Source organism: Streptomyces flavovariabilis, assembly GCF_000725785.1.
Lineage (GTDB): Bacteria > Actinomycetota > Actinomycetes > Streptomycetales > Streptomycetaceae > Streptomyces > Streptomyces hawaiiensis.
The window spans coordinates 128,931-149,149 of the sequence record NZ_JNXD01000017.1; the positions used below are offsets into that span (position 1 = coordinate 128,931).

The 20,219-nt window shown below is 68.6% G+C and carries 24 protein-coding genes and 1 tRNA gene; 15 read left to right on the forward strand and 10 right to left on the reverse strand.

Going from position 1 to position 20,219, the window contains the following annotated elements:
- Nucleotides 1–36: 36 nt before the first annotated feature.
- The gene (locus tag IO24_RS0127515; protein WP_031140062.1) at nt 37–729 is read left to right on the forward strand and encodes an RDD family protein; all 693 of its coding nucleotides are present in this window, start codon (nt 37–39) and stop codon (nt 727–729) included.
- Nucleotides 730–774: 45 nt separating this feature from the next.
- Here the strand turns inward: IO24_RS0127515 and IO24_RS0127520 are convergent, their stop codons facing one another.
- On the reverse strand, nt 775–1,056 hold the full coding sequence (locus tag IO24_RS0127520; protein WP_031140064.1) for a hypothetical protein: 282 nt from the start codon (nt 1,054–1,056) through the stop codon (nt 775–777).
- 415 nt (nt 1,057–1,471) lie between these two features.
- Between IO24_RS0127520 and IO24_RS0127525 the strand changes: the two genes are divergently transcribed.
- Entirely contained in the window at nt 1,472–3,820 is a 2,349-nt protein-coding gene (locus tag IO24_RS0127525) for an immune inhibitor A domain-containing protein (RefSeq protein WP_031140065.1), read from the forward strand.
- 122 nt (nt 3,821–3,942) lie between these two features.
- On the forward strand, nt 3,943–4,287 hold the full coding sequence (locus tag IO24_RS0127530) for a hypothetical protein (protein WP_031140067.1): 345 nt from the start codon (nt 3,943–3,945) through the stop codon (nt 4,285–4,287).
- A gap of 19 nt (nt 4,288–4,306) precedes the next feature.
- On the opposite strand, the gene IO24_RS0127535 is transcribed toward IO24_RS0127530, so the two are convergent.
- Nucleotides 4,307–4,897, reverse strand: a complete 591-nt coding sequence (locus IO24_RS0127535; RefSeq protein ID WP_031140069.1) for a nicotinamidase — start codon at nt 4,895–4,897, stop codon at nt 4,307–4,309.
- Nucleotides 4,898–5,083: 186 nt separating this feature from the next.
- On the reverse strand, nt 5,084–6,430 hold the full coding sequence (locus tag IO24_RS0127540; RefSeq protein ID WP_031140071.1) for a nicotinate phosphoribosyltransferase: 1,347 nt from the start codon (nt 6,428–6,430) through the stop codon (nt 5,084–5,086).
- Nucleotides 6,431–6,612: 182 nt separating this feature from the next.
- On the opposite strand from IO24_RS0127540, the gene clpS reads away from it, so the two are divergent.
- From clpS to IO24_RS0127575, 7 genes are all read left to right on the forward strand, one after another.
- A complete protein-coding gene (clpS, locus tag IO24_RS0127545; protein ID WP_030837810.1) occupies nt 6,613–6,930 on the forward strand; it encodes an ATP-dependent Clp protease adapter ClpS in 318 nt (105 codons plus the stop codon).
- Between the two features lie 32 nt (nt 6,931–6,962).
- Entirely contained in the window at nt 6,963–7,571 is a 609-nt protein-coding gene (locus IO24_RS0127550) for a DUF2017 domain-containing protein (RefSeq protein WP_031140073.1), read from the forward strand.
- 364 nt (nt 7,572–7,935) lie between these two features.
- Nucleotides 7,936–9,363: an amino acid permease gene (locus IO24_RS0127555; protein ID WP_031140075.1), complete on the forward strand. Its 1,428-nt coding sequence runs from the start codon at nt 7,936–7,938 to the stop codon at nt 9,361–9,363.
- A 132-nt stretch (nt 9,364–9,495) separates the two neighbouring features.
- Nucleotides 9,496–9,918 (forward strand): M67 family metallopeptidase, encoded by a 423-nt coding sequence (locus IO24_RS0127560; RefSeq protein WP_031140077.1) that lies wholly within the window; start codon nt 9,496–9,498, stop codon nt 9,916–9,918.
- 98 nt (nt 9,919–10,016) lie between these two features.
- Nucleotides 10,017–10,112 (forward strand): putative leader peptide, encoded by a 96-nt coding sequence (locus tag IO24_RS47415; protein WP_311688247.1) that lies wholly within the window; start codon nt 10,017–10,019, stop codon nt 10,110–10,112.
- Nucleotides 10,113–10,227: 115 nt separating this feature from the next.
- A complete protein-coding gene (locus tag IO24_RS0127570; RefSeq protein ID WP_030837819.1) occupies nt 10,228–10,506 on the forward strand; it encodes a MoaD/ThiS family protein in 279 nt (92 codons plus the stop codon).
- Between the two features lie 6 nt (nt 10,507–10,512).
- Nucleotides 10,513–11,463: a PLP-dependent cysteine synthase family protein gene (locus IO24_RS0127575; RefSeq protein ID WP_031140079.1), complete on the forward strand. Its 951-nt coding sequence runs from the start codon at nt 10,513–10,515 to the stop codon at nt 11,461–11,463.
- Between the two features lie 60 nt (nt 11,464–11,523).
- Here the strand turns inward: IO24_RS0127575 and IO24_RS0127580 are convergent, their stop codons facing one another.
- Nucleotides 11,524–11,973: a type II toxin-antitoxin system PemK/MazF family toxin gene (locus IO24_RS0127580; RefSeq protein ID WP_031140082.1), complete on the reverse strand. Its 450-nt coding sequence runs from the start codon at nt 11,971–11,973 to the stop codon at nt 11,524–11,526.
- Between the two features lie 213 nt (nt 11,974–12,186).
- Here IO24_RS0127580 and IO24_RS0127585 point away from each other — a divergent pair, with 213 nt between their 5' ends.
- Entirely contained in the window at nt 12,187–12,939 is a 753-nt protein-coding gene (locus IO24_RS0127585; RefSeq protein ID WP_031140084.1) for an MBL fold metallo-hydrolase, read from the forward strand.
- Nucleotides 12,940–13,006: 67 nt separating this feature from the next.
- On the opposite strand, the gene IO24_RS0127590 is transcribed toward IO24_RS0127585, so the two are convergent.
- The gene (locus IO24_RS0127590) at nt 13,007–14,269 is read right to left on the reverse strand and encodes a PTS transporter subunit EIIC (RefSeq protein ID WP_031140085.1); all 1,263 of its coding nucleotides are present in this window, start codon (nt 14,267–14,269) and stop codon (nt 13,007–13,009) included.
- Nucleotides 14,270–14,445: 176 nt separating this feature from the next.
- Nucleotides 14,446–15,759, reverse strand: a complete 1,314-nt coding sequence (locus IO24_RS0127595; RefSeq protein ID WP_031140087.1) for a PTS transporter subunit EIIC — start codon at nt 15,757–15,759, stop codon at nt 14,446–14,448.
- A gap of 163 nt (nt 15,760–15,922) precedes the next feature.
- Between IO24_RS0127595 and IO24_RS0127600 the strand changes: the two genes are divergently transcribed.
- From IO24_RS0127600 to rdgB, 4 genes are all read left to right on the forward strand, one after another.
- Nucleotides 15,923–16,156, forward strand: coding sequence for a PTS sugar transporter subunit IIB (locus IO24_RS0127600; RefSeq protein ID WP_031140089.1), 234 nt, complete (start codon nt 15,923–15,925; stop codon nt 16,154–16,156).
- 115 nt (nt 16,157–16,271) lie between these two features.
- Nucleotides 16,272–17,009, forward strand: a complete 738-nt coding sequence (gene rph, locus IO24_RS0127605; RefSeq protein ID WP_031140091.1) for a ribonuclease PH — start codon at nt 16,272–16,274, stop codon at nt 17,007–17,009.
- A gap of 144 nt (nt 17,010–17,153) precedes the next feature.
- Nucleotides 17,154–17,552 carry a hypothetical protein gene (locus tag IO24_RS0127610; RefSeq protein ID WP_031140094.1) on the forward strand — a complete coding sequence of 133 codons (399 nt, stop codon included), beginning with the start codon at nt 17,154–17,156 and terminating at the stop codon, nt 17,550–17,552.
- A gap of 148 nt (nt 17,553–17,700) precedes the next feature.
- Nucleotides 17,701–18,303, forward strand: coding sequence for an RdgB/HAM1 family non-canonical purine NTP pyrophosphatase (rdgB, locus tag IO24_RS0127615; RefSeq protein ID WP_031140096.1), 603 nt, complete (start codon nt 17,701–17,703; stop codon nt 18,301–18,303).
- A gap of 43 nt (nt 18,304–18,346) precedes the next feature.
- Here rdgB and IO24_RS0127620 read toward each other — a convergent pair.
- The 4 genes from IO24_RS0127620 to bcp all read right to left on the reverse strand — a co-directional run bounded on the left by IO24_RS0127620 (nt 18,347) and on the right by bcp (nt 20,214).
- A tRNA-Leu gene (locus IO24_RS0127620) sits at nt 18,347–18,429 on the reverse strand.
- Nucleotides 18,430–18,464: 35 nt separating this feature from the next.
- Nucleotides 18,465–18,944, reverse strand: a complete 480-nt coding sequence (locus IO24_RS0127625; protein WP_031140098.1) for an HNH endonuclease signature motif containing protein — start codon at nt 18,942–18,944, stop codon at nt 18,465–18,467.
- Nucleotides 18,941–19,603 (reverse strand): HNH endonuclease signature motif containing protein, encoded by a 663-nt coding sequence (locus tag IO24_RS0127630; RefSeq protein ID WP_031140099.1) that lies wholly within the window; start codon nt 19,601–19,603, stop codon nt 18,941–18,943. Before IO24_RS0127630 ends, IO24_RS0127625 begins: the two co-directional genes overlap by 4 nt.
- A gap of 143 nt (nt 19,604–19,746) precedes the next feature.
- Complete coding sequence (gene bcp / locus IO24_RS0127635; RefSeq protein WP_031140102.1) at nt 19,747–20,214, reverse strand: thioredoxin-dependent thiol peroxidase; 468 nt, start codon at nt 20,212–20,214, stop codon at nt 19,747–19,749.
- Nucleotides 20,215–20,219 lie beyond the last annotated feature (5 nt).

Sequence of the window (20,219 nt, forward strand, 5' to 3'; positions counted from 1 at the left end):
GATGCGGAGTCCGGGGGTTCGCGGTCGACTCGGGCCATGAGCAGTGAACCGCCCCCCGGCTCCGGTCAGCAGCCCCCGGAAGACGACCCGTTCAGGAAGCGCCCTCCGAACGAGCCGCCCGGCGAGGGCACGGGCTCGCCCTACGGCAGCGAACCCCCGCCGTACGCGGGCGGGGGCCAGGGCGGTCCCGGTGGTCCTCCGGGCGGCGGCCCCTATGGGGGTGATCCGTACGGCGGTGATCCGTACGGCGGCGGTTCCTACCCGACCGACCCTCTCGCCGGCATGCCCCCGCTCGCCGACAGCGGCAAGCGCACCCTCGCCCGCATCATCGACATGATCCTGGTGGGTGTCGTCGTCTGGCTGCTCACCTGGGGCTTCGATGTCAACGAGTACGACGTGGACAGCGACCGCATCGAGGTCGGCAAGTCGTTCTGGCAGTCGGCGGTCGCCGCCGTCCTCTACATCGCCTACGACACCGTCATGACCGCGAGGACCGGCCAGACCCTCGGCAAGAAGCTGCTGCGCCTGCGCGTGGCCAACCTGGACAACGGCGCGACGCCCTCCGTGCAGAACGCGCTGACGCGGGCCGCGGTGCTGTGGATCCCGTTCGCCTTCTGCTGTGCCTGCGTCTGGACCGCGATCTCGGGCGGCTGGAGCTTCTTCGACCGGCCCTACAAGCAGGGCCTGCACGACAAGGCGGCCAAAACGGTCGTGGTCAGCACCGATTGAGGCAGGTGAGGAAGGGCGGGCGGTGCGCGAAGGGGCAACGGGCGGTCAGGAGGCCGCCCGTTCGCGCACCGGCTCGGGGGCCGGCGCCGGGACCGAGGCCCGTACCGGTTCCCGGGGTGCGGCGGGCTGTTCCATCGCGCCCGGGCGCTTCCCGGACAGCGGCACCGTCATGGCGACCAGCAGTCCGAGGGCGAGCGCCGCGGCGGCGATGATCGCGATCCCCGCGCCCGAAGTCGTCTGAGACAGCAGCAGCATGGCGAGGGTCGAGAAGATCACGGTGCACGAACCGTAGGCGAGCTGTGCGGCAGTCGGACGGGGCATGGCCATCATGTCCTCGAAAGTGGGGGTCCACGGGGGTGTCGACCTGGCATTGCGCCGGCTTCCGGGCGTTCCGCCATCCGACATTCTCACCGGCAGCGTGCCCGACCGGAACCAACGGTAAGCGTGACCTAATCAACAAGGGCGGTGCACAGGGGGCGCACGGAGTCATGACGTCCACGGAGTGGACATATGGCGCGCCCGCAGGGCCGGTGCCGAGGGCTGCGGGGCACCTGTTCGGTTGTCCGTAAAACGAACATTGCCTCCGCATAATGCACTTGACCTGTCCAAGTCAAGGTCTGTCTTTTCTTCTAAACCTCTAGTCAAATGTCGTCACTTGACTACACGCGTTGATCACGCGCGCGCGGATTTCCATGACCGGGACCCTGCCTGCCGCGCGCCCGAACGCGGGGGAGGATCTCAAGTGACCAGTAGACCCTGGACGTTCAGAGCGGCCGCCATAAGCGTGGCGCTCGCGGCGGCCACCGCCACCGCCTCGACGTACGCGGTGGCCGACGACGCCTCGGCTCCCCGGTCCACCACCGTGGACCGGCATGACCCGGCGGATCGTCACCACGACGAGCACGACCTCGAAGGCCCGCTGAGCAAGACTCAGGACGCTCAGCGCGAAGAGGCACTGAAGCAGGTCATATCGGGCAAGACCAAGGTCAAGAACCGCGACGGTTCGAAGGTCGTCCAGCTCAAGGGCAAGAAGGGCGACGACAAGTACGTCGAGCTCGGCCGCGAGAAGACCGACAAGATCTTCACGATCCTGGTCGAGTTCGGGGACCAGGTCGACAGCCGCTACGGCGGCACCCCGGGCCCGCTGCACAACACGATACCCAAGCCCGACCGCAAGAAGGACAACTCCACGGCCTGGCGGGCCGACTACGACCGGGACTACTTCCAGGACCTGTACTTCGGTTCCGGCAAGGGCGTCGACTCGGTCAAGACCTACTACGAGAAGCAGTCCTCGGGCCGCTACTCGGTCGACGGCGAGGTCTCCGACTGGGTCAAGGTCCCCTACAACGAGGCGCGTTACGGCAACAACGCCTGCGGTGACACCAACTGCTCCAGTGTGTGGAACGTCGTCAGCGACGGTCTGAACGCCTGGGTCTCCCAGCAGAAGGCAGCGGGGAGGACCGACGCGCAGATCAAGGCGGACGTGGCGCGCTTCGACGAGTGGGACCGCTACGACTTCGACGGCGACGGCGACTTCAACGAGCCCGACGGCTACATCGACCACTTCCAGATCGTGCACGCCGGCGAGGACGAGTCCGCGGGCGGCGGCGCTCAGGGCACCGACGCGATCTGGGCGCACCGCTGGTACGCCTTCGGCACCGACGCCGGCGCCACCGGCCCCGAGAACAACAAGCTCGGTGGTGCGAAGATCGGCGACACCGGCATCTGGGTCGGCGACTACACCGTCCAGCCGGAGAACGGCGGACTCGGTGTCTACGCCCACGAGTACGGCCACGACCTCGGTCTGCCGGACCACTACGACACCTCGGGCGGCGAGAACTCCACCGGCTTCTGGACGCTGATGTCGTCCGGTTCCTGGCTCGGCACCGGCAAGAACGAGATCGGCGACCTGCCCGGCGACATGACCGCGTGGGACAAGCTCCAGCTGGGCTGGCTGAACTACGACCGGGCCAAGGCCGGTGTCAACTCCTGGCACAAGCTGGGTGTGGCGGAGTACAACACCAAGCACAAGCAGGCGCTCGTGGTCGAGCTGCCCAAGAAGGCGGTCACCACCGAGATCGTCACTCCCGCCGAGGGCAAGACCCAGTGGTGGAGCGGCAGCGGTGACAACCTCAAGAACACCCTGACGCGTTCGGTCGACCTGACCGGCAAGTCGAAGGCACAGCTGACCCTCGACGGCTGGTACGACATCGAGGCCAACTACGACTACCTCTACACCGAGGTGTCGACCGACGGCGGTGCCAACTTCACCGCCCTCGACGGCACGGTGGACGGCCAGCCGATCCCGCGCGACGGCAGCGACAAGCCGGTTCTGACCGGCACGGTCGACGGCTACAAGAAGCTCGCCTTCCCGCTCGACGCCTACGCCGGCAAGAAGATCGACCTCCGCTTCCGCTACCAGACCGACGGCGGCGTGGCCCAGAAGGGCTTCGCGGCCGACGCGATCACGGTGACGGCCGACGGTGCGCCCGTCTTCTCCGACAACGCCGAGAGCGCGGACGCGGCGTGGAAGGCCACCGGCTTCTCCCGCATCGGCGCGTCCTTCACCAAGGACTACGCGCAGTACTACCTCGCTGAGAACCGGCAGTACGTGTCGTACGACAAGACGCTGAAGACCGGCCCGTACAACTTCGGCTTCACGGCGCGCCCGGACTGGGTGGAGCACTACGCCTACCAGAACGGCCTGCTGATCTGGAAGTGGGACACCTCCCAGGCGGACAACAACACCAGCCAGCACCAGGGCGCCGGCCTGGTCCTGCCGGTCGACTCGCACCCGGACGCGCTGAAGTGGGCCGACGGCACGCTGATGCGCAACCGCATCCAGGCCTACGACTCGCCGTTCAGCCTCTACCGCACCGACGGTATGACGCTGCACAAGGCGGACGTGGCGAAGTACATCCCGGGCTCGAAGGGCGTCCCGGTCTTCAACGACCGGAAGAACGACTACTACGACGAGTCGAACCCGACCGCGGGTGTCAAGATCACTGACACCAACACGAAGATCAAGATCCTCAAGGAGGCCAAGGACGGCTCGACGATCGAGCTGGAGGTCGGCGCCGCGGGTAGGTAATCCGCATCCTTGCAGGTCAGAGCATGATCGGCGGTGACCCACTGGCGGGTCACCGCCGATCCGTGTTTAGGTGCGTCCTGTGGCTCTCTTATTGACACCGACCGACACGGGGGGATGAGCGCATGGCCGCAGGAGGCTTCTGCAAGCTGCCGAACGGCATGGTGGTGGTGGCACTGAACCTGCCCAGCCCCGCCGCCGACGGCCCCGGCGCCGTCCGCGTCCTCGTCCACTCCGCGAACCGCGCCCGGGCCCTGACCAGGCTCCGCAACCTCGGCCTGCGGTCGGTCTACCTGCGTGGCAACGCCGCCCCGCCGACCCCCGACGAGATCACCGCGGTCCTGCACCACCCCGACGGCCTCATATGGCGCACGGCCCCCGGCAACGGTGTCGCGACGAGCCCGGACCTGGTCCAGGAACTGTGGCGTCCGATCAGAGCCCTCCTCAGGCGCCCGACGGCCACGACCTGACCGGGCCGGGGCGCGGGCGCTACTGGAGGACCGGCTTGCCCGACAGCTCCACGCCCGCCGCGCGCAACTCCTCGATCGCCCGCTCGGTGGTCTCCGGGGACACGCCGGCCGTCAGGTCGAGGAGGACCTGCGTACGGAAACCCTCCCGGGCGGCGTCCAGGGCCGTGGCGCGTACGCAGTGGTCCGTGGCGATGCCGACCACGTCGACCTCCGTGACCTCGCGGGAGCGCAGCCAGTCGGCCAGGGACGTGCCGTTCTCGTCGGTTCCCTCGAAGCCGCTGTACGCCGCCGTGTACGCCCCCTTGTCGAACACGGCGTCGATCGCGCCGGAGGCGACGGCGGGGGCGAAGTTCGGGTGGAAGCCGACGCCCTCCGTGCCGGCGACGCAGTGCGCGGGCCAGGAGCGGACGTAGTCGGGGTTCGTGGAGAAGTGGCCGCCGGGGGCGATGTGGTGGTCGCGCGAGGCCACGACGTGCTGGTAGCCGGACCCGGCCGCCTGCCCGATCAGCTCCGTGACGGCGGCGGCCACGTCGGCGCCACCGGCCACGGCGAGGCTGCCCCCCTCGCAGAAGTCGTTCTGCACGTCTACGACGATCAAGGCGCGGCGCATGGTCGGTGTCCTTCGGCTATGAGGTCGGCAGGCCCGGCCGGTGAACTTACGAGCCTATGGCCATGGTTGAGGGGTCGGAAGAGGGCACGGGTCGGCGCGTCACGGCAGGGGGTGTTCTGAAAGCCCCGCACAGCACCCGCGGCGCCCGGCACGCACCCTCGCCGCACTGGACTTTCAGAGCACCCCCTAGCTACCCGTGGTCTCGTGCAGGTACTCCGTGGGAAGGACGGGCTCCCCGCGCGAGAGCTGCGTGGCCGACATCGGAAGACCCGCGCGCGCCCTCGTGTGCCGCTCCCGCGCCGCGTCCAGCGGCTCGCGCGCCACCACCTCGCCCCCCTTGACCAGCTCCACCAGCAGCTGCCGGTCCGCGAGCCCGGCCGGCACCGGACCGGTGCCGATCACCTCGGCCTCGGCGACCCCGTACGCGTCCGGCCGCCGTGCGGCCCACTTGCGTCCGCCGACCGACGTCTTGCCGCCGCTGGACTTCTTCGCCACCGGCACCAGCGGCGCCTTCGGATCGGCGGACTCCGCCCGCGCGACCAGCTTGTAGACCATCGAGGAGGTGGGGTGGCCGGAGCCGGTCACCAGCTGCGTCCCCACGCCGTACGCGTCCACCGGCGCCGCCGCCAGTGAGGCGATGGCGTACTCGTCCAGGTCCGACGTCACGACGATCTTCGTGTCGGTCGCGCCCAGCTCGTCCAGCTGCTGCCGCACCCGGTGCGCGACCAGCAGCAGGTCGCCGGAGTCGATCCGCACCGCGCCCAGCTCTGTCCCGGCGACCTCCACGGCCGTACGGACCGCCTCGGCGACGTCGTAGGTGTCCACCAGCAGCGTGGTGCCCCGGCCCAGCGTGTTCACCTGGGCCTGGAAGGCGTCCCGCTCGCTGTCGTGCAGCAGGGTGAAGGCGTGCGCGGAGGTGCCGACCGTGGGGATCCCGTAGCGGAAGCCGGCGGCCAGGTCGGAGGTGGTCGCGAAGCCGCCGACGTACGCGGCCCGGGAGGCCGCCACCGCCGCCAGCTCGTGTGTGCGCCGGGCGCCCATCTCGATCAGCGGCCGGTCACCCGCGGCCGCCGACATGCGCGAGGCGGCCGCGGCGATCGCCGAGTCGTGATTGAGGATCGACAGGATCACGGTCTCCAGCAGCACGCACTCGGCGAAGGTGCCCTCGACCCGCATGATCGGTGAGCCCGGGAAGTACACCTCGCCCTCGGGGTAGCCCCAGATGTCCCCGCTGAACCGGTAGCCGGCGAGCCAGTCCAGGGTCTCCTCGCCGACGATCTCCCGCTCGCGCAGGAAGTTCAGCACGGCCGTGTCGAAGCGGAAGTTCTCCACCGCGTCCAGCACCCGTCCGGTGCCGCCCACGACGCCGTAGCGGCGCCCGTTCGGCAGCCGCCGGGTGAAGACCTCGAACACGCTGCGCCGCTCGGCCGTGCCCGACGCGAGGGCGGCCCGCAGCATCGTCAGCTCGTACTGGTCCGTGAAGAGCGCCGTCGAGGGAACATCCACCGGCAGCCCAAGGTCCGCTACGTCCACTTCAGCTCTCCTCGCCATTTCTCGCCGTGTGGTGTCTCGGCCGGGGGTCCGGGGGTGTCCCGGTGTCCGCCGTACGGTGAGGAGCGTACCCCCATTTCGTCAATCTGACGATTGTGGTCGGCGGACACGCGATCGCCTTGCGGCCAGGCCCGTTTGTGCGACTACCCCCCTCGGGTGGCAGCATGGGCAGTGTGACGTCACCCGCGCCCCTGGAGATCGAACGCACCGAGTCGGCGGAGGAGGTCTTCGCCGTACCCGAGCCGGACCTCCCGTGGGTCACCATCGTCCACAACGACCCGGTCAACCTCATGAGCTATGTGACGTACGTCTTCCAGTCGTACTTCGGCTACTCCAAGGACAAGGCCACCAAGCTCATGCTCGACGTCCACCACAAGGGCCGGGCGGTCGTCTCCAGTGGCAGCCGCGAGGAGATGGAACGCGACGTGCAGGCCATGCACGGCTACGGCCTGTGGGCCACCCTCCAGCAGGACCGCAAGTAGCCAGTTCCCCGCCCAGCAGCGAAAAGGCGTTCATGCCCGGAACCTTCGAACCGCTCCCCGGCGGCGGCGCGGCCGTCGCCCTCGACGAGGTCGAGATCTCCATCATCCGGTCGCTGGCCGTCCAGCTCCTGGAACTCATCGGCCCCGGGCCCGCCGAGGACACCTCCGGCGACCCGCTCGCCGAGCTGTTCGCCGACGGCCCCAGTGAGCCGCCCGCCGACCCGGTGCTGAGGCGGCTCTTCCCGGACGCCTACAGCGACCCCGAGCAGCCCGCCTCGTCGCGGGACGCCGAGGAGCAGCGGGCGTATTCAGCGGAGTTCCGGCGCTACACCGAGAACGACCTGCGGGCCGGCAAGCGCGACAGTGCCCTCGCGGTGATCCGCTCCCTCGACGCGCTCTCCTCGGCCTCGGCCGGCGAGGGCGGCGCGGTGCTGAAGCTGTCGCCGGCGGAGTCCCAGCAGTGGCTGGGCGCCCTGAACGACCTGCGGCTCGCGATCGGCTCGCGGCTGGAGATCACCGACGACGAGGACACCGACCTCCTCTACCGCCTCCCGGACGACGACCCGCGCAAGCCGATGGTGATGGCCTACCTGTGGCTGGGTGGACTCCAGGAGACGCTGGTCGGAACCCTTATGCCCTGATCAGTGCAGGTTTTGTGACCGGCGGGTGACCGAAGAGTGTTCGCTCAGAGGACACTCAAATCCGGATAACGATCCCGTCACCGCACCCGCCTTCTATGGCCTCTTCGAAAGCGCTTTGTCCGCTTTTTCCTGTGGGGTGTGCCACATCCCCTGCCTGTGATCAGTGTTGCGGCCGTGATAAATCTTCACGACCGCCCGGCGAACACCACCCGAATGTTCGGCCGGGTGCGCCACCGAGCCGGCAACCGCCGGCCAGGCACGAGCGGGCTTCCGGGCCCGCTCAGCTCCATCATTCCGGGGGGATCGAAACCCGATCCGAGGCCGACGAGAGGTCCGGGTCGGCATGGAGAAAGGCGCACCACACATGACCTCTGCGCAGGTCGACACGGAAAACGTGCCCGAAGAGGGGTACGAGCGCGGCCTCGGCAGCCGCCAGGTCCAGATGATCGCCATCGGCGGCGCCATCGGCGTCGGCCTGTTCATGGGTGCCGGAGCGAATATCGCCAAGGCCGGCCCCAGCATCATCCTCATGTACGCCCTCGCGGGCGTCGTCATCTTCTTCATCATGCGGGCGCTGGGCGAACTGCTCCTCTACCGGCCCGTCTCCGGCTCCTTCGCCGAGTACGCCCGCGAGTTCCTCGGCCCGTTCTTCGGGTTCGTCACGGGCTGGACGTACTGGCTCATGTGGGTGGTCACCGGCATGGCCGAGCTCACCGCCGCCGCGATCTACATCCACTTCTGGTTCCCGGAGATCCCGCAGTGGGTCAGCGCCCTGGTGTTCCTGGTGGTGCTCTTCGGCGTCAACCTGATCTCCGTCAAGATCTTCGGCGAAGTCGAGTTCTGGTTCTCGATGATCAAGGTCACGGCCATCATCGGCATGATCGTCATCGGCCTCGGCGTGCTCACCCTCGGCTTCTCCGACGCCGGTGACACCGCCACCGTCTCCAACCTCTGGTCGCACGACGGCTTCTTCCCGAACGGCATCGGCTCCAGCCTGATGACGCTCCAGGGCGTCATGTTCGCCTACCTCGCCGTCGAGCTCGTCGGCGTCACCGCGGGCGAGTCGGAGAACCCCGAGAAGACCCTGCCCAAGGCCATCAACACCCTGCCCTGGCGCATCATCGTCTTCTACGTCGGCGCCCTGCTGGTGATCCTCTCCGTCGTCAAGTGGACCGAGTTCTCCGCCGGCGAGAGCCCGTTCGTCCACGCGTTCGGCAAGATCGGCATCCCGCTCGCCGCCGGCATCGTCAACTTCGTGGTGCTCACCGCGGCCCTGTCGTCCTGCAACTCGGGCATGTACTCCACCGGCCGGATGCTGCGCGACCTGGCCTCCAACAGCGAGGCCCCGCAGGCGTTCGGCAAGCTGAACGCCCGCAAGACGCCCGCCGTCGGCATCACGGTCTCCGTGGCGCTCATGGGCATCGGCGTCGTCCTGAACTACGTCGTCCCGGAGAAGGCGTTCCTCTACGTCACCTCCGTCGCCACCGCGGCCGGCATCTGGACCTGGATGATGATCCTCGTCAGCCACATCCGCTACCGCGCCGCGGTCGACGCGGGCCGGCTGCGCGCCTCGTCCTTCCCGGCCCCCGGCGGAGCGCTCTTCAGCTGGGTCGCGCTCCTCTTCCTCATCGGCGTGACCTGCATGATCGCGTACGACAAGGACGCGCGGGTCTGCCTGTACGTCGCGGCCGGCTGGGCCGTCGCCCTCGGTGTCGGCTGGGCGGTCCTCAAGAGCCGCAACCCGCAGATCGCCCAGCGCCGCGACGACGCGGAGTTCGAGAAGGTCGGCTGACCAACGCGCGGACGCCCAGCCGCAGGGAGTACTCGTGGCACCCCCTGCGGCTGCCGCTCAGGGCGTCCGGCATGTGGGCCGTTCCGTACCATTCCTCGGTACGGAACGGCCCTTCTGCTTATCCTTGCCGGCATGCTGACCATCACCCAGGCCCTCGTCGACCAGATCGTCGCCCACGCGCGCAAGGACCACCCCGACGAGGCGTGCGGCGTCGTCGCCGGACCGGCGGGCTCGGACCGCCCCGAGCGCTTCATCCCCATGCTGAACGCGGCCATGTCGCCCACGTTCTACGAGTTCGACTCGGGCGACCTGCTCAAGCTCTACCGCGAGATGGACGACCGCGACGAGGAGCCGGTGGTCATCTACCACTCCCACACCGCCACCGAGGCCTACCCCTCGCGCACCGACATCTCCTACGCCAACGAGCCCGGTGCCCACTACGTCCTGGTCTCCACCGCCGACACCGACGGGGCCGGCGAGTTCCAGTTCCGCTCCTTCCGGATCGTCGAGGGCGAGGTCACGGAGGAGGAAGTCCAGGTAGTCGAGGCCTACTGAGGACGTCTGAGCAGGGCGGTCTCACTCTCCGGCCCGAATGCGTCCGCCATGTGGGATCACATTCCAGGACCCGGACCGGGAATCGATACGATGAGCCCATGGTTTTCCATGACGTGAGCGAAAAGACGCCGGGCGATCTGCTCGTGGCGCGGCTGCACGTCGACCTGTGCAGGCTCGCCAGCGCCATCTGTTGACGCCGGTCCCTGCCGCCGTACGGCCGTGAGCCGCGGCGCTGCACACACGCACCACCTGCTGTTCCTGCGCTGCCGCGCGCCCTGACCGACCACTCCCGACAGGAGCCCTGAAGCCATGGCCATCGAGGTCCGCATCCCGACCATCCTCCGCACCTACACCGACGGTCAGAAGGCAGTGGAGGGCAAGGGAGACACCCTCGCCGAGCTCTTCACCGACCTCGAGACCCGGCACGCCGGCATCCAGGCCCGCATCGTGGACGGCGACAGCCTGCGCCGCTTCGTCAACGTCTACCTGAACGACGAGGACGTCCGCTTCCTCGACGGCATCAACACCAAGCTGTCGGACGGCGACAACGTCACGATCCTGCCGGCCGTGGCCGGCGGCATGGTCTGATCACCGATGCGCTACGACTCCCCCCTGGCCGCGGTCGGCAACACCCCCCTGGTGCGCCTGCTGCGGCTGTCGCCGTCCGCCGACGTCCGCATCTGGGCGAAGCTGGAGGACCGCAACCCGACGGGGTCGGTCAAGGACCGTCCGGCCCTGCACATGATCGAGCAGGCGGAGAAGGACGGCCGCCTGACCCCGGGCTGCACCATCCTCGAGCCGACGTCGGGCAATACCGGCATCTCCCTGGCGATGGCGGCGAAGCTCAAGGGTTACCGCATCGTGTGCGTGATGCCGGAGAACACCTCGCAGGAACGCCGGGACCTGCTGGGCATGTGGGGCGCGGAGATCATCTCCTCCCCGGCGGCGGGCGGCTCCAACACCGCCGTGCGCGTCGCCAAGGAGCTCTCGGCCGAGCACCCGGACTGGGTGATGCTCTACCAGTACGGCAACCCGGACAACGCGGGCGCCCACTACGCCACGACCGGCCCCGAGATCCTCGAGGACCTGCCGTCCGTCACGCACTTCGTGGCCGGCCTCGGCACCACCGGCACCCTCATGGGCGTGGGCCGTTTCCTGCGCGAGCACAAGCCGGGCATCCAGATCGTCGCCGCCGAACCGCGCTACGACGACCTCGTCTACGGCCTGCGCAACCTCGATGAGGGCTTCGTCCCCGAGCTGTACGACGCGTCCGTCCTGACCAGCCGCTTCTCGGTCGGCTCCGCGGACGCGGTCACCCGCACTCGCGAGCTGCTCCAGCAGGAGGGCATCTTCGCCGGCGTCTCGACGGGCGCCGCGCTGCACGCCGCGATCGGCGTCGGCAAGAAGGCCGTCAAGGCCGGGGAGCCGGCCGACATCGTGTTCGTCGTCGCCGACGGAGGCTGGAAGTACCTCTCGACGGGCGTCTACACGGCGGCCACGACGGAGGAGGCCATCGATACGCTCCAGGGCCAGCTCTGGGCGTAGCCGACGGCGAACACCGACACAAAGGGCTGGAGTCCATGACTCCAGCCCTTTTTCCGGTGCTCAGCCCGCCAGGTACCGCACCTGGTCCCACAGCGCCGGATCCACCACTCCGACCCGCCGCCGGAAGCCCCACACCGGGACCTCCCGCAGCTCGTCCGTCTCCAGGAAACTCGCCCGCCCCTGGGCGTCACCCACCGAGCCCGGGGGCAGCGGGATCACTCCGGTGCGCTCGTCCCGGAACCGGGTGGTGATCTTCGCGACCGTCGCCCGCTCCCCACGCACCGCCAGCACCAGACAGGGCCGGTCCTTGGTGCGGGTCGCGTCCTCGTAGGGCACGTCCGCCCACCAGATCTCCGCCGGCTGCGGCCGGCCCTCCGGCGCGGCGGCCGGGGCCGCCGTCCGGACCCGCCGGGCCGACGGCCGCCGCCCGCGGCCCCAGCCGTCGACGAGCGTGGCAACGAGCGCGAGCAGTACCACCGCGGCGAGCGCCAGCCACCAGGACGTGTCCATACTGAGACGTTACCGGCGCCGCCCCTGCCACGCGCCCCTCTCACGAGGATCACTCCCCGACCCTGCCAGCCGAACCGGTGACAGCACAGGTGAGTTCGCCCACAACAGGCCTTGGCGGAGGAGCTACCGGAGGTTTTGCGCCTTACGCTCGACGGACCGCACGACCCCCGACGCCCCTCTCAGACATTTCCCGCCAGCGGAGGTTTCTGCTTCATGAAGCTCACCGTCGTCGGCTGCTCGGGGTCGTTCCCGTCCGCGGAATCGGCCTGCTCGAGCTACCTCGTCGAGGCCGACGGCTTCCGGCTGCTTCTCGACCTGGGCAACGGTGCCCTGGGCGAGTTGCAGCGCCACTGCGGTCTCTACGACCTCGACGCGATCTTCCTCAGCCACCTGCACGCCGACCACTGCATCGACATGTGCGCGTACTTCGTCGCGCGCTACTACCGCCACGACGGCGGCCGCTGCGACCCACTCCCCGTCTTCGGCCCCGAAGGCACGGAACACCGGCTGACCACCGCCTACGCGGACACCCCCTCCGCCTCCTCCATGAGCGAGGTCTTCGACTTCCACACGGTCAAGCCGTCCACCTTCGAGCTCGGCCCCTTCACGGTGCACACCGAGCGGGTGGCCCACCCCGTGGAGGCGTACGGCATCCGGATCGAGCACGGCGGCAAGGTCCTGACGTACTCCGGCGACACCGGCGTGAGCCCCGCCCTGGACGAACTCGCCCGGGACGCCGACCTGTTCCTGTGCGAGGCCGCGTTCACGCACGGCAAGGAGAACATCCCCGACCTGCACCTCAACGGCCGCGAGGCGGGCGAGACGGCGGCCCGGGCCGGCGCCCGCCGCCTGGTCCTCACCCACATCCCGCCGTGGACGGACCCCCAGGTCAACGTCGCCGACGCCCGCGAGGTCTACGACGGTCCGGTCGACCTCGCCGCACCCCGGCAGACGTACGAGATCTGAAGGCCCGGCCGGCACACGAAGGCCCCGGAACCCGAGCGGGTTCCGGGGCCTTCGTACGTGACGCGGGCTACTTCGCCTCGGCCTTCTGGAGCTCGGCGAGTTCCTCGTCGGACTCGCGGCCCGGCGTCGGCAGATTGAACCTGGTGATCGCGAAGCGGAACACCACGTAGTAGACCGCCGCGAAGCACAGGCCGACCAGGGCCAGGCCCCACGGGTTGGTCGCGATGCCCAGGTTGAGGAAGAAGTCCACCGCGCCGGCCGAGAAGCCGAAGCCGTCCTTCATCCCCAGGGCCCAGGTCAGCGCCATCGAGACACCCGTGAGCACGGCGTGGATCGCGTACAGCACCGGGGCGATGAACATGAAGGTGAACTCGATCGGCTCGGTGACGCCCGTGACGAACGAGGTCAGTGCGAGCGACAGCATCATGCCGCCGACGATCTTGCGACGCTCGGGACGGGCGCAGTGCACGATCGCCAGGCACGCGGCCGGCAGGGCGAACATCATGATCGGGAAGAAGCCCGTCATGAACTGCCCGGCGCTCGGGTCGCCCGCCAGGAACCGGGCGATGTCGCCGCTCTTGCCCTCGTAGGTGCCGGCCTGGAACCACGGGAAGGAGTTCAGCAGGTGGTGCATGCCGATCGGGATCAGCGCACGGTTGGCCACGCCGAAGATGCCCGCACCCACCGCACCGGAACCGACCAGCCACTCGCCGAAGTTGTGCAGCGCCGTGCCGAGGACCGGCCAGACGTAGCCGAAGACGATGCCGATGACCAGGCCGGCGAAGGCGGACAGGATCGGCACGAGACGGCGGCCGCCGAAGAAGCCCGCCCAGTCGGGCAGCTTGGTCCGGTAGAACTTCTGGTAGAGCAGGGCCACGACTATGCCCATGACCACACCGCCGAGGACCTTGGCGTCCACGGGAGCGTCGACCATGACGACCTTGCCGTCGACCGCCGTGGCGACCTTCGGCAGGTTCTTGTCGGTGAACGTGGCCAGCACGTTCTTGAAGACCAGGTAACCGACCACGGCCGCCAGGGCGGTGGAGCCGTCCGACTTCTTGGCGAAACCGATCGCGATGCCCACGGCGAACAGCAGCGCCATGTTGTCGAGGATCGCGTTGCCGCCGGCCGCCATGAAGCCCGCGATCTTCGTGATGAAGGCGGGGAACGACTCGCGCCCGAGCATGTCGGTGTTGCCGAGGCGGACCAGCAGGGCGGCGGCGGGCAGCACGGCGACCGGCAGCATGAGGCTGCGGCCGATCCGCTGCATGACGGCCATCACGGCCGACCCCTTGCTCGGGCTCGCGGGCGCGGCTGTGTCTGTGGACATGAACTTCCTCCAGGGGGCACGGCGCCGCCCAGGAAGAGTTCGACGGGGGACGGCGGCGTCTCACAGAAAGGGGAACGCGGTCATCACCGCGCTACCTCCACCACTGAGTGGTGTAGACCAGTTGTAGCACGGTAGGCCGAACGAGTGGAACCCGCCAATTCCGCCCGCTGCGAGGATCACGCCTTGGCGCTGTCCTCCACGTCCTCCTCGGGCTCCCGCCCCGGAGTCTTCAGATCGAACTTCGTGATCGCGAACCGGAAGATCACGTAATAGACGAGCGCGAAACTCAGCCCGATCGGGATGATCAGCCACGGCCGCGTGGCCAGATTCCAGTTGATGACGTAGTCGATCAACCCCGCCGAGAAGCTGAACCCGTCGTGCACCCCCAGCCCCCACGTCACCGCCATCGACACCCCCGTCAGCAACGCGTGCACCACATACAGCGCTGGCGCCACGAACAGGAACGAATACTCGATCGGCTCCGTGATGCCCGTGACGAACGACGTCAACGCCACCGACAGCATCAGGCCACCGACCTCCTTGCGCCGGCCCGGCCGCGCACAGTGCGTGATCGCCAGCGCCGCCGCCGGAAGCGCGAACATCATGATCGGGAAGAACCCCGAGAGGAACTGCCCCGCCTCCGGATCACCCGCCAGGAACATGTTGATGTCACCGTGCACCACCGTCCCGTCCGGCCTCGTGAACGAGCCGAACTGAAACCAGATGGGCACGTTCAGGAACTGATGCAGCCCCACCACCAGCAACGCCCGGTTCGCCACCCCGAACACACCCGCACCCCACGCGTCCAGGCCGTCCATCCAGTCGCTGAAACCCTCCAGCGCGTCACCGATCGGCGGCCACACCCACAGACACAACGCCGCGAACGCGATCGCCACGAACGCCATGATGATCGGCACCAGCCGCCGGCCGTTGAAGAACCCCAACCAGTCCACCAGCCGCGTGCGATGAAAACGCGCCCAGAAGAACGCCGCCAGCAGCCCCATCACGATCCCGCCGAACACTCCCGGATTCTGGAACGTGAACGCCGTCACCGTCCGGTCCCCCTCGGTCACCTGGCACCCCACGTTCGGCACCGCCACCGACCCCTCCGGACAACCCTCCGGAAACTGCCGCAGCACCGTGAAGTACACGAGGAACCCGGCCACCGCCGCCAGCGCCGTCGAACCGTCCGACTTCTTCGCCATCCCGATCGCAACGCCCACACAGAACAGCAGCGGCAACCCCAGCGAACTGTCCAGCAGCGCACCCCCCGCCCCCACCATCACCTTCGAGACGTTCGTCCAGCCCAGCCCGTCGTCCCCGAACACATCCGGCTGCCCCAGCCGGTTGAGGATCCCCGCCGCCGGCAACACCGCGATCGGCAACTGCAGACTGCGGCCCATCTTCTGCAACCCCTGGAACAATCGGTTCCAGCGAGCACGCGCGGGGCTGACGGCGGCCGCGGATCCGGCCGGGCTCTCGGCACTCATCTCCGGTCCCCTTTGTCGAGAGACGGGCTCGTGGTGTAGACCAGTCGTCCGGACGGTCACGCAGACGTGACGCCATCCTTCGGCACACACGACATGACCGCTCGCAAAGATGGGCCAACTGTGGGTTACTGCGACAAAGCGGTTCGGATCAGGGAGAACGAACATGGCCACCAAGGCTGAGAAGATCGTTGCCGGGCTCGGCGGCATCGACAACATCGAAGAAGTCGAAGGCTGCATCACCCGCCTCCGCACCGAGGTCGTGGACCCCGCCAAGGTCGACGAGACCGCCCTGAAGGCCGCCGGCGCCCACGGCGTCGTCAAAATGGGCACCGCCATCCAGGTCGTCATCGGCACCGACGCCGACCCCATCGCAGCGGAGATCGAAGACCTGATGTGAAGAGCGGGGATCGTCCCGGGCTTCACCCCCTGACACCCCCCGACACTCCAGCTCACCACCAGGCCCCTCCCACCACGGGAGGGGCCCTTCCGCGCGTACGGATAGGCTCATCCGCATGTCTCGAATCGACGGCCGCACCCCCCAGCAGCTCCGCCCCATCACCATCGAGCGCGGCTGGAGCAAGCACGCCGAAGGCTCCGTCCTCGTCTCCTTCGGCGACACCAAGGTCTTCTGCACCGCCTCCGTCACCGAAGGCGTCCCGCGCTGGCGCAAGGGCAGCGGCGAAGGCTGGGTCACCGCCGAATACTCCATGCTGCCCCGCTCCACCAACACCCGCGGCGACCGCGAGTCCGTCAAGGGCCGCATCGGCGGCCGCACCCACGAGATCAGCCGCCTCATCGGCCGCTCACTGCGCGCGGTCATCGACTACAAGGCCCTCGGCGAGAACACCATCGTCCTCGACTGCGACGTCCTCCAGGCCGACGGCGGCACCCGCACCGCCGCCATCACCGGCGCATACGTGGCCCTGGCCGACGCCGTCACCTGGGCCCAGGGCAAGAAAATCATCAAGCCCGGCCGCAAGCCCCTCACCGGCACCGTCTCCGCCGTCTCCGTCGGCATCGTCGCAGGCGTCCCCCTCCTCGACCTCTGCTACGAAGAAGACGTCACAGCCGACACCGACATGAACGTCGTCTGCACCGGCGACGGCCGCTTCGTCGAGGTCCAGGGCACCGCCGAAGCCGAACCCTTCGCCCGCGACGAACTGGGCGCCCTCCTCGACCTCGCCGTCGCCGGCTGCACCGAACTCGCCACCCACCAGCGCACCGCACTCGACACCGCCCTCGGAAAGTAAAGGGCACACCAAGACGGATGCCCGGCACGGGCAACCGCGCCGAGCACACTCGCGTCTGAAGAAGTACGGGCGCACGGCTCATCCCTGTGCGCCCGGCCAGCCACGCGGGCCCGACCGGCCCCACCGAACGAGAGGGACCGCTCCATGGCCGCGAGCCGCCGACGCCGCACCGCAGCCGTCGCCGCCACCCTGGCGGCCGTCGCGCTGACCGCCGGACTCACCACCGGCTGCGCCGCCGTCGACAAGGCGCTGGACTGTGTCCAGACCGCCGACGCCATCGCCGACAGCGTCACGGAACTCCAGCAAGCGGTCGACAGCGCGGCCAACGACCCCACGCAGGTCGACGAGTCCCTCGACTCCATCGACAAAAACCTCGGCGACATCGGCGACAAGACCGACAACGCGGATGTCAGCAAGGCCGTCGACGACCTCGACAAGGCCGTCGACAACGTCCGCACCTCCATCAAGAACGGCGACGAGACACCCGACATCAGCCCGGTCACGGACGCGGCGGGCGAACTGACGAAGGTCTGCACGCCGTAACGCTGCGCTGCCTGAGCCGACTGCGGCTACCCGGGTGCCGAGTTGTGCGGGTAGCCGTCTGCGGGTCCGCCGTGGCCGATCGCGCAGTTCCCCGCGCCCCTTACGGGGCGCCGGAGGTCCGGCCGCTCGGGGCCATACTGTGGTGGCCATGAGCCGCCTGATCCTCGCCACCCGCAATGCCGGGAAGATCACCGAACTTCGCGCGATCCTCGCCGAAGCCGGACTGCCCCACGACCTCGTCGGCGCCGACGCCTACCCGGACATCCCCGACGTCAAGGAAACAGGCGTGACGTTCGCCGAGAACGCACTCCTCAAGGCCCACGCCCTGGCCCAGGCGACAGGCCTGCCCGCGGTCGCCGACGACTCCGGCCTCTGCGTCGACGTCCTCAACGGTGCCCCCGGCATCTTCTCCGCCCGCTGGTCCGGCCGCCACGGCGACGACAAGGCCAACCTGAACCTCCTCCTCGCCCAGCTCTCCGACATCGCCGACGAACACCGAGGCGCCCACTTCGCCTGCGCGGCGGCACTCGCCCTGCCGGACGGCACGGAGCGGGTGGTCGAAGGACAGCTGCGGGGAGTGCTGCGCCACGAGCCGACCGGCTCGGGCGGCTTCGGCTACGACCCGATCCTCCAGCCGGAGGGCGAGTCCCGAACATGCGCGGAACTGACCCCCCAGGAGAAGAACGCGATCAGTCACCGGGGGAAGGCGTTCCGGGCGTTGGTGCCGGTGGTACGGGAGCTGTTGGACTGAGATGCGTGAGAGGGGCCGCCCGACTGGGCAGCCCCTCTTGGCGTGCGGCCGGTGGGAGTCGAACCCACATGGGCAAACGCCCCGAGGCACCTAAAACCTCTGCTTATACCGTTCAGCAACGGCCGCGTGTCAGGCCATGCTACCGGGCAGCCGTGGCTCGTCTATCTGCCTCTCCCGCCTCGGCACCAGGTGGCAGTGACCGCATGACAGTTGGGGCACAGCAACCGCAGGTTCTCCAGCCGGTCATCACTCCAGTCCCCATTGATGTGATCGACTTCCAGCGTCATGGGCTTGCCGAGCCACTCGGGACCGATGCCGCACCGCACACACTGCTCCGGTACGCCGACACTGCTGAGTGCGCGGCGCAACAGGGTGGTCGTGGTCCTGCGCTTGGCGCCATGCCGGACCAAAATCTCTTCGGGACGTTTGGCCGGGATGGTGCCTGGCTTGCCCCGGTTGTGCGCCTGCCCCAGGAAGTGCGCCGTGTCGAGCTGCTCCTGCGCGATCTGTCGACGCAACGCGGCCCGCTGTCCGCCGTTGTCCGGTCTAGCCAGCCGACGCAGCACCTCTGCGAGGGAGAAGGACGCGGCGACCGCGGCGCGCAGTTCTTCGGGGGTGGGCCGGCCCCGCCGCCTGCTCATGAGGCATGCCTTCGCGCGCGCCCCGTGCCACGCCCTCGGTAACTGTCCGTCGTTGAATGGCAGTTGGGGCAGAGGAACCGAACGTTCTCCACTCGATTGTTGCGCCAGTTGCCGTCGATGTGGTCGACCTCCAAGGGCATCGGTTCCCCCAGCCAGGCGGCTCCGATACCGCACATCGCGCAGCGCTCCTCGATACCCAGCTCGCGCATCGCTCTCTTTAGTCGGGCGCTCGGAACCCTTCTGGGGTGCGTGGAGGTGTCCTCGATGAGGATCTCCTCGGCGGTCCGGCGACGCTGGTTGTGCCGCATTTTCTCCGTGCGGACCGAGGGCACGAAGTGCGAAGTGTCGATGCCGTACGCCTTGATGCGGCGGCTGATGTGAGTGTGGTGACCCCCGACCAGCTCAAGCCCGAGGCGCCGCAACACGTCGTTCACGCTGGACGAGGCGGAAGCGGCCGCCTGCAGAACCTTCTTCGTCCACTTGCTTCCCTCCCGCTCGAAGTGGGACGTGTCCACCCGCAGCTTCTTCATCCGCTCCCGGATGTAGTCCCGCGTCGGGCTCCGCGGATCCACCCCCAGTGACAGCAATGCCTCCGACAGTGTCCGCGCCCCCCGAGCCGCCTCCTCCAGCCGCTCTCTGGTGTACGCACTGGCCCCCATCAAACGCCCTCCGTCCTCGACCACCCGTTCGTGATCTCGTACGGAGTAACGAACCGTTTATCGGACAGTCACGCCCGAAAAGCGGAGCGGCTCGTACCGGGCATTGCCGGTACGAGCCGCTCGCGGGAAGAATCAGTGAGGCTTCAGATCCCCAGATCCTTGATGATCTTCGCCACGTGCCCCGTCGCCCGGACGTTGTACAGCGCGTGCTCGACCTTGCCCTCCTCGTCCACGATGATCGTGGAGCGGATGACGCCCATGTAGGTCTTGCCGTAGTTCTTCTTCTCGCCGAAGGCGCCGTAGGACTCCAGGACCTGCTTGTCCGGGTCGGCCAGCAGGGTGACCTCGAGGGACTCCTTGTCACGGAACTTGGCCAGCTTCTCCGGCTTGTCGGGGGAGATGCCGATGACGTCGTAGCCCGCGCCCGTCAGCAGCTCCAGGTTGTCCGTGAAGTCGCAGGCCTGTTTCGTGCAGCCGGGCGTGAGGGCGGCCGGGTAGAAGTACACGATGACCTTGCGGCCCTTGTGGTCCGACAGGGACACCTCGGTGCCGTCGGCGTCGGGCAGGGTGAAGGCGGGGGCCACGTCCCCCGGCTGGAGTCGCTCGCTCATCTGGC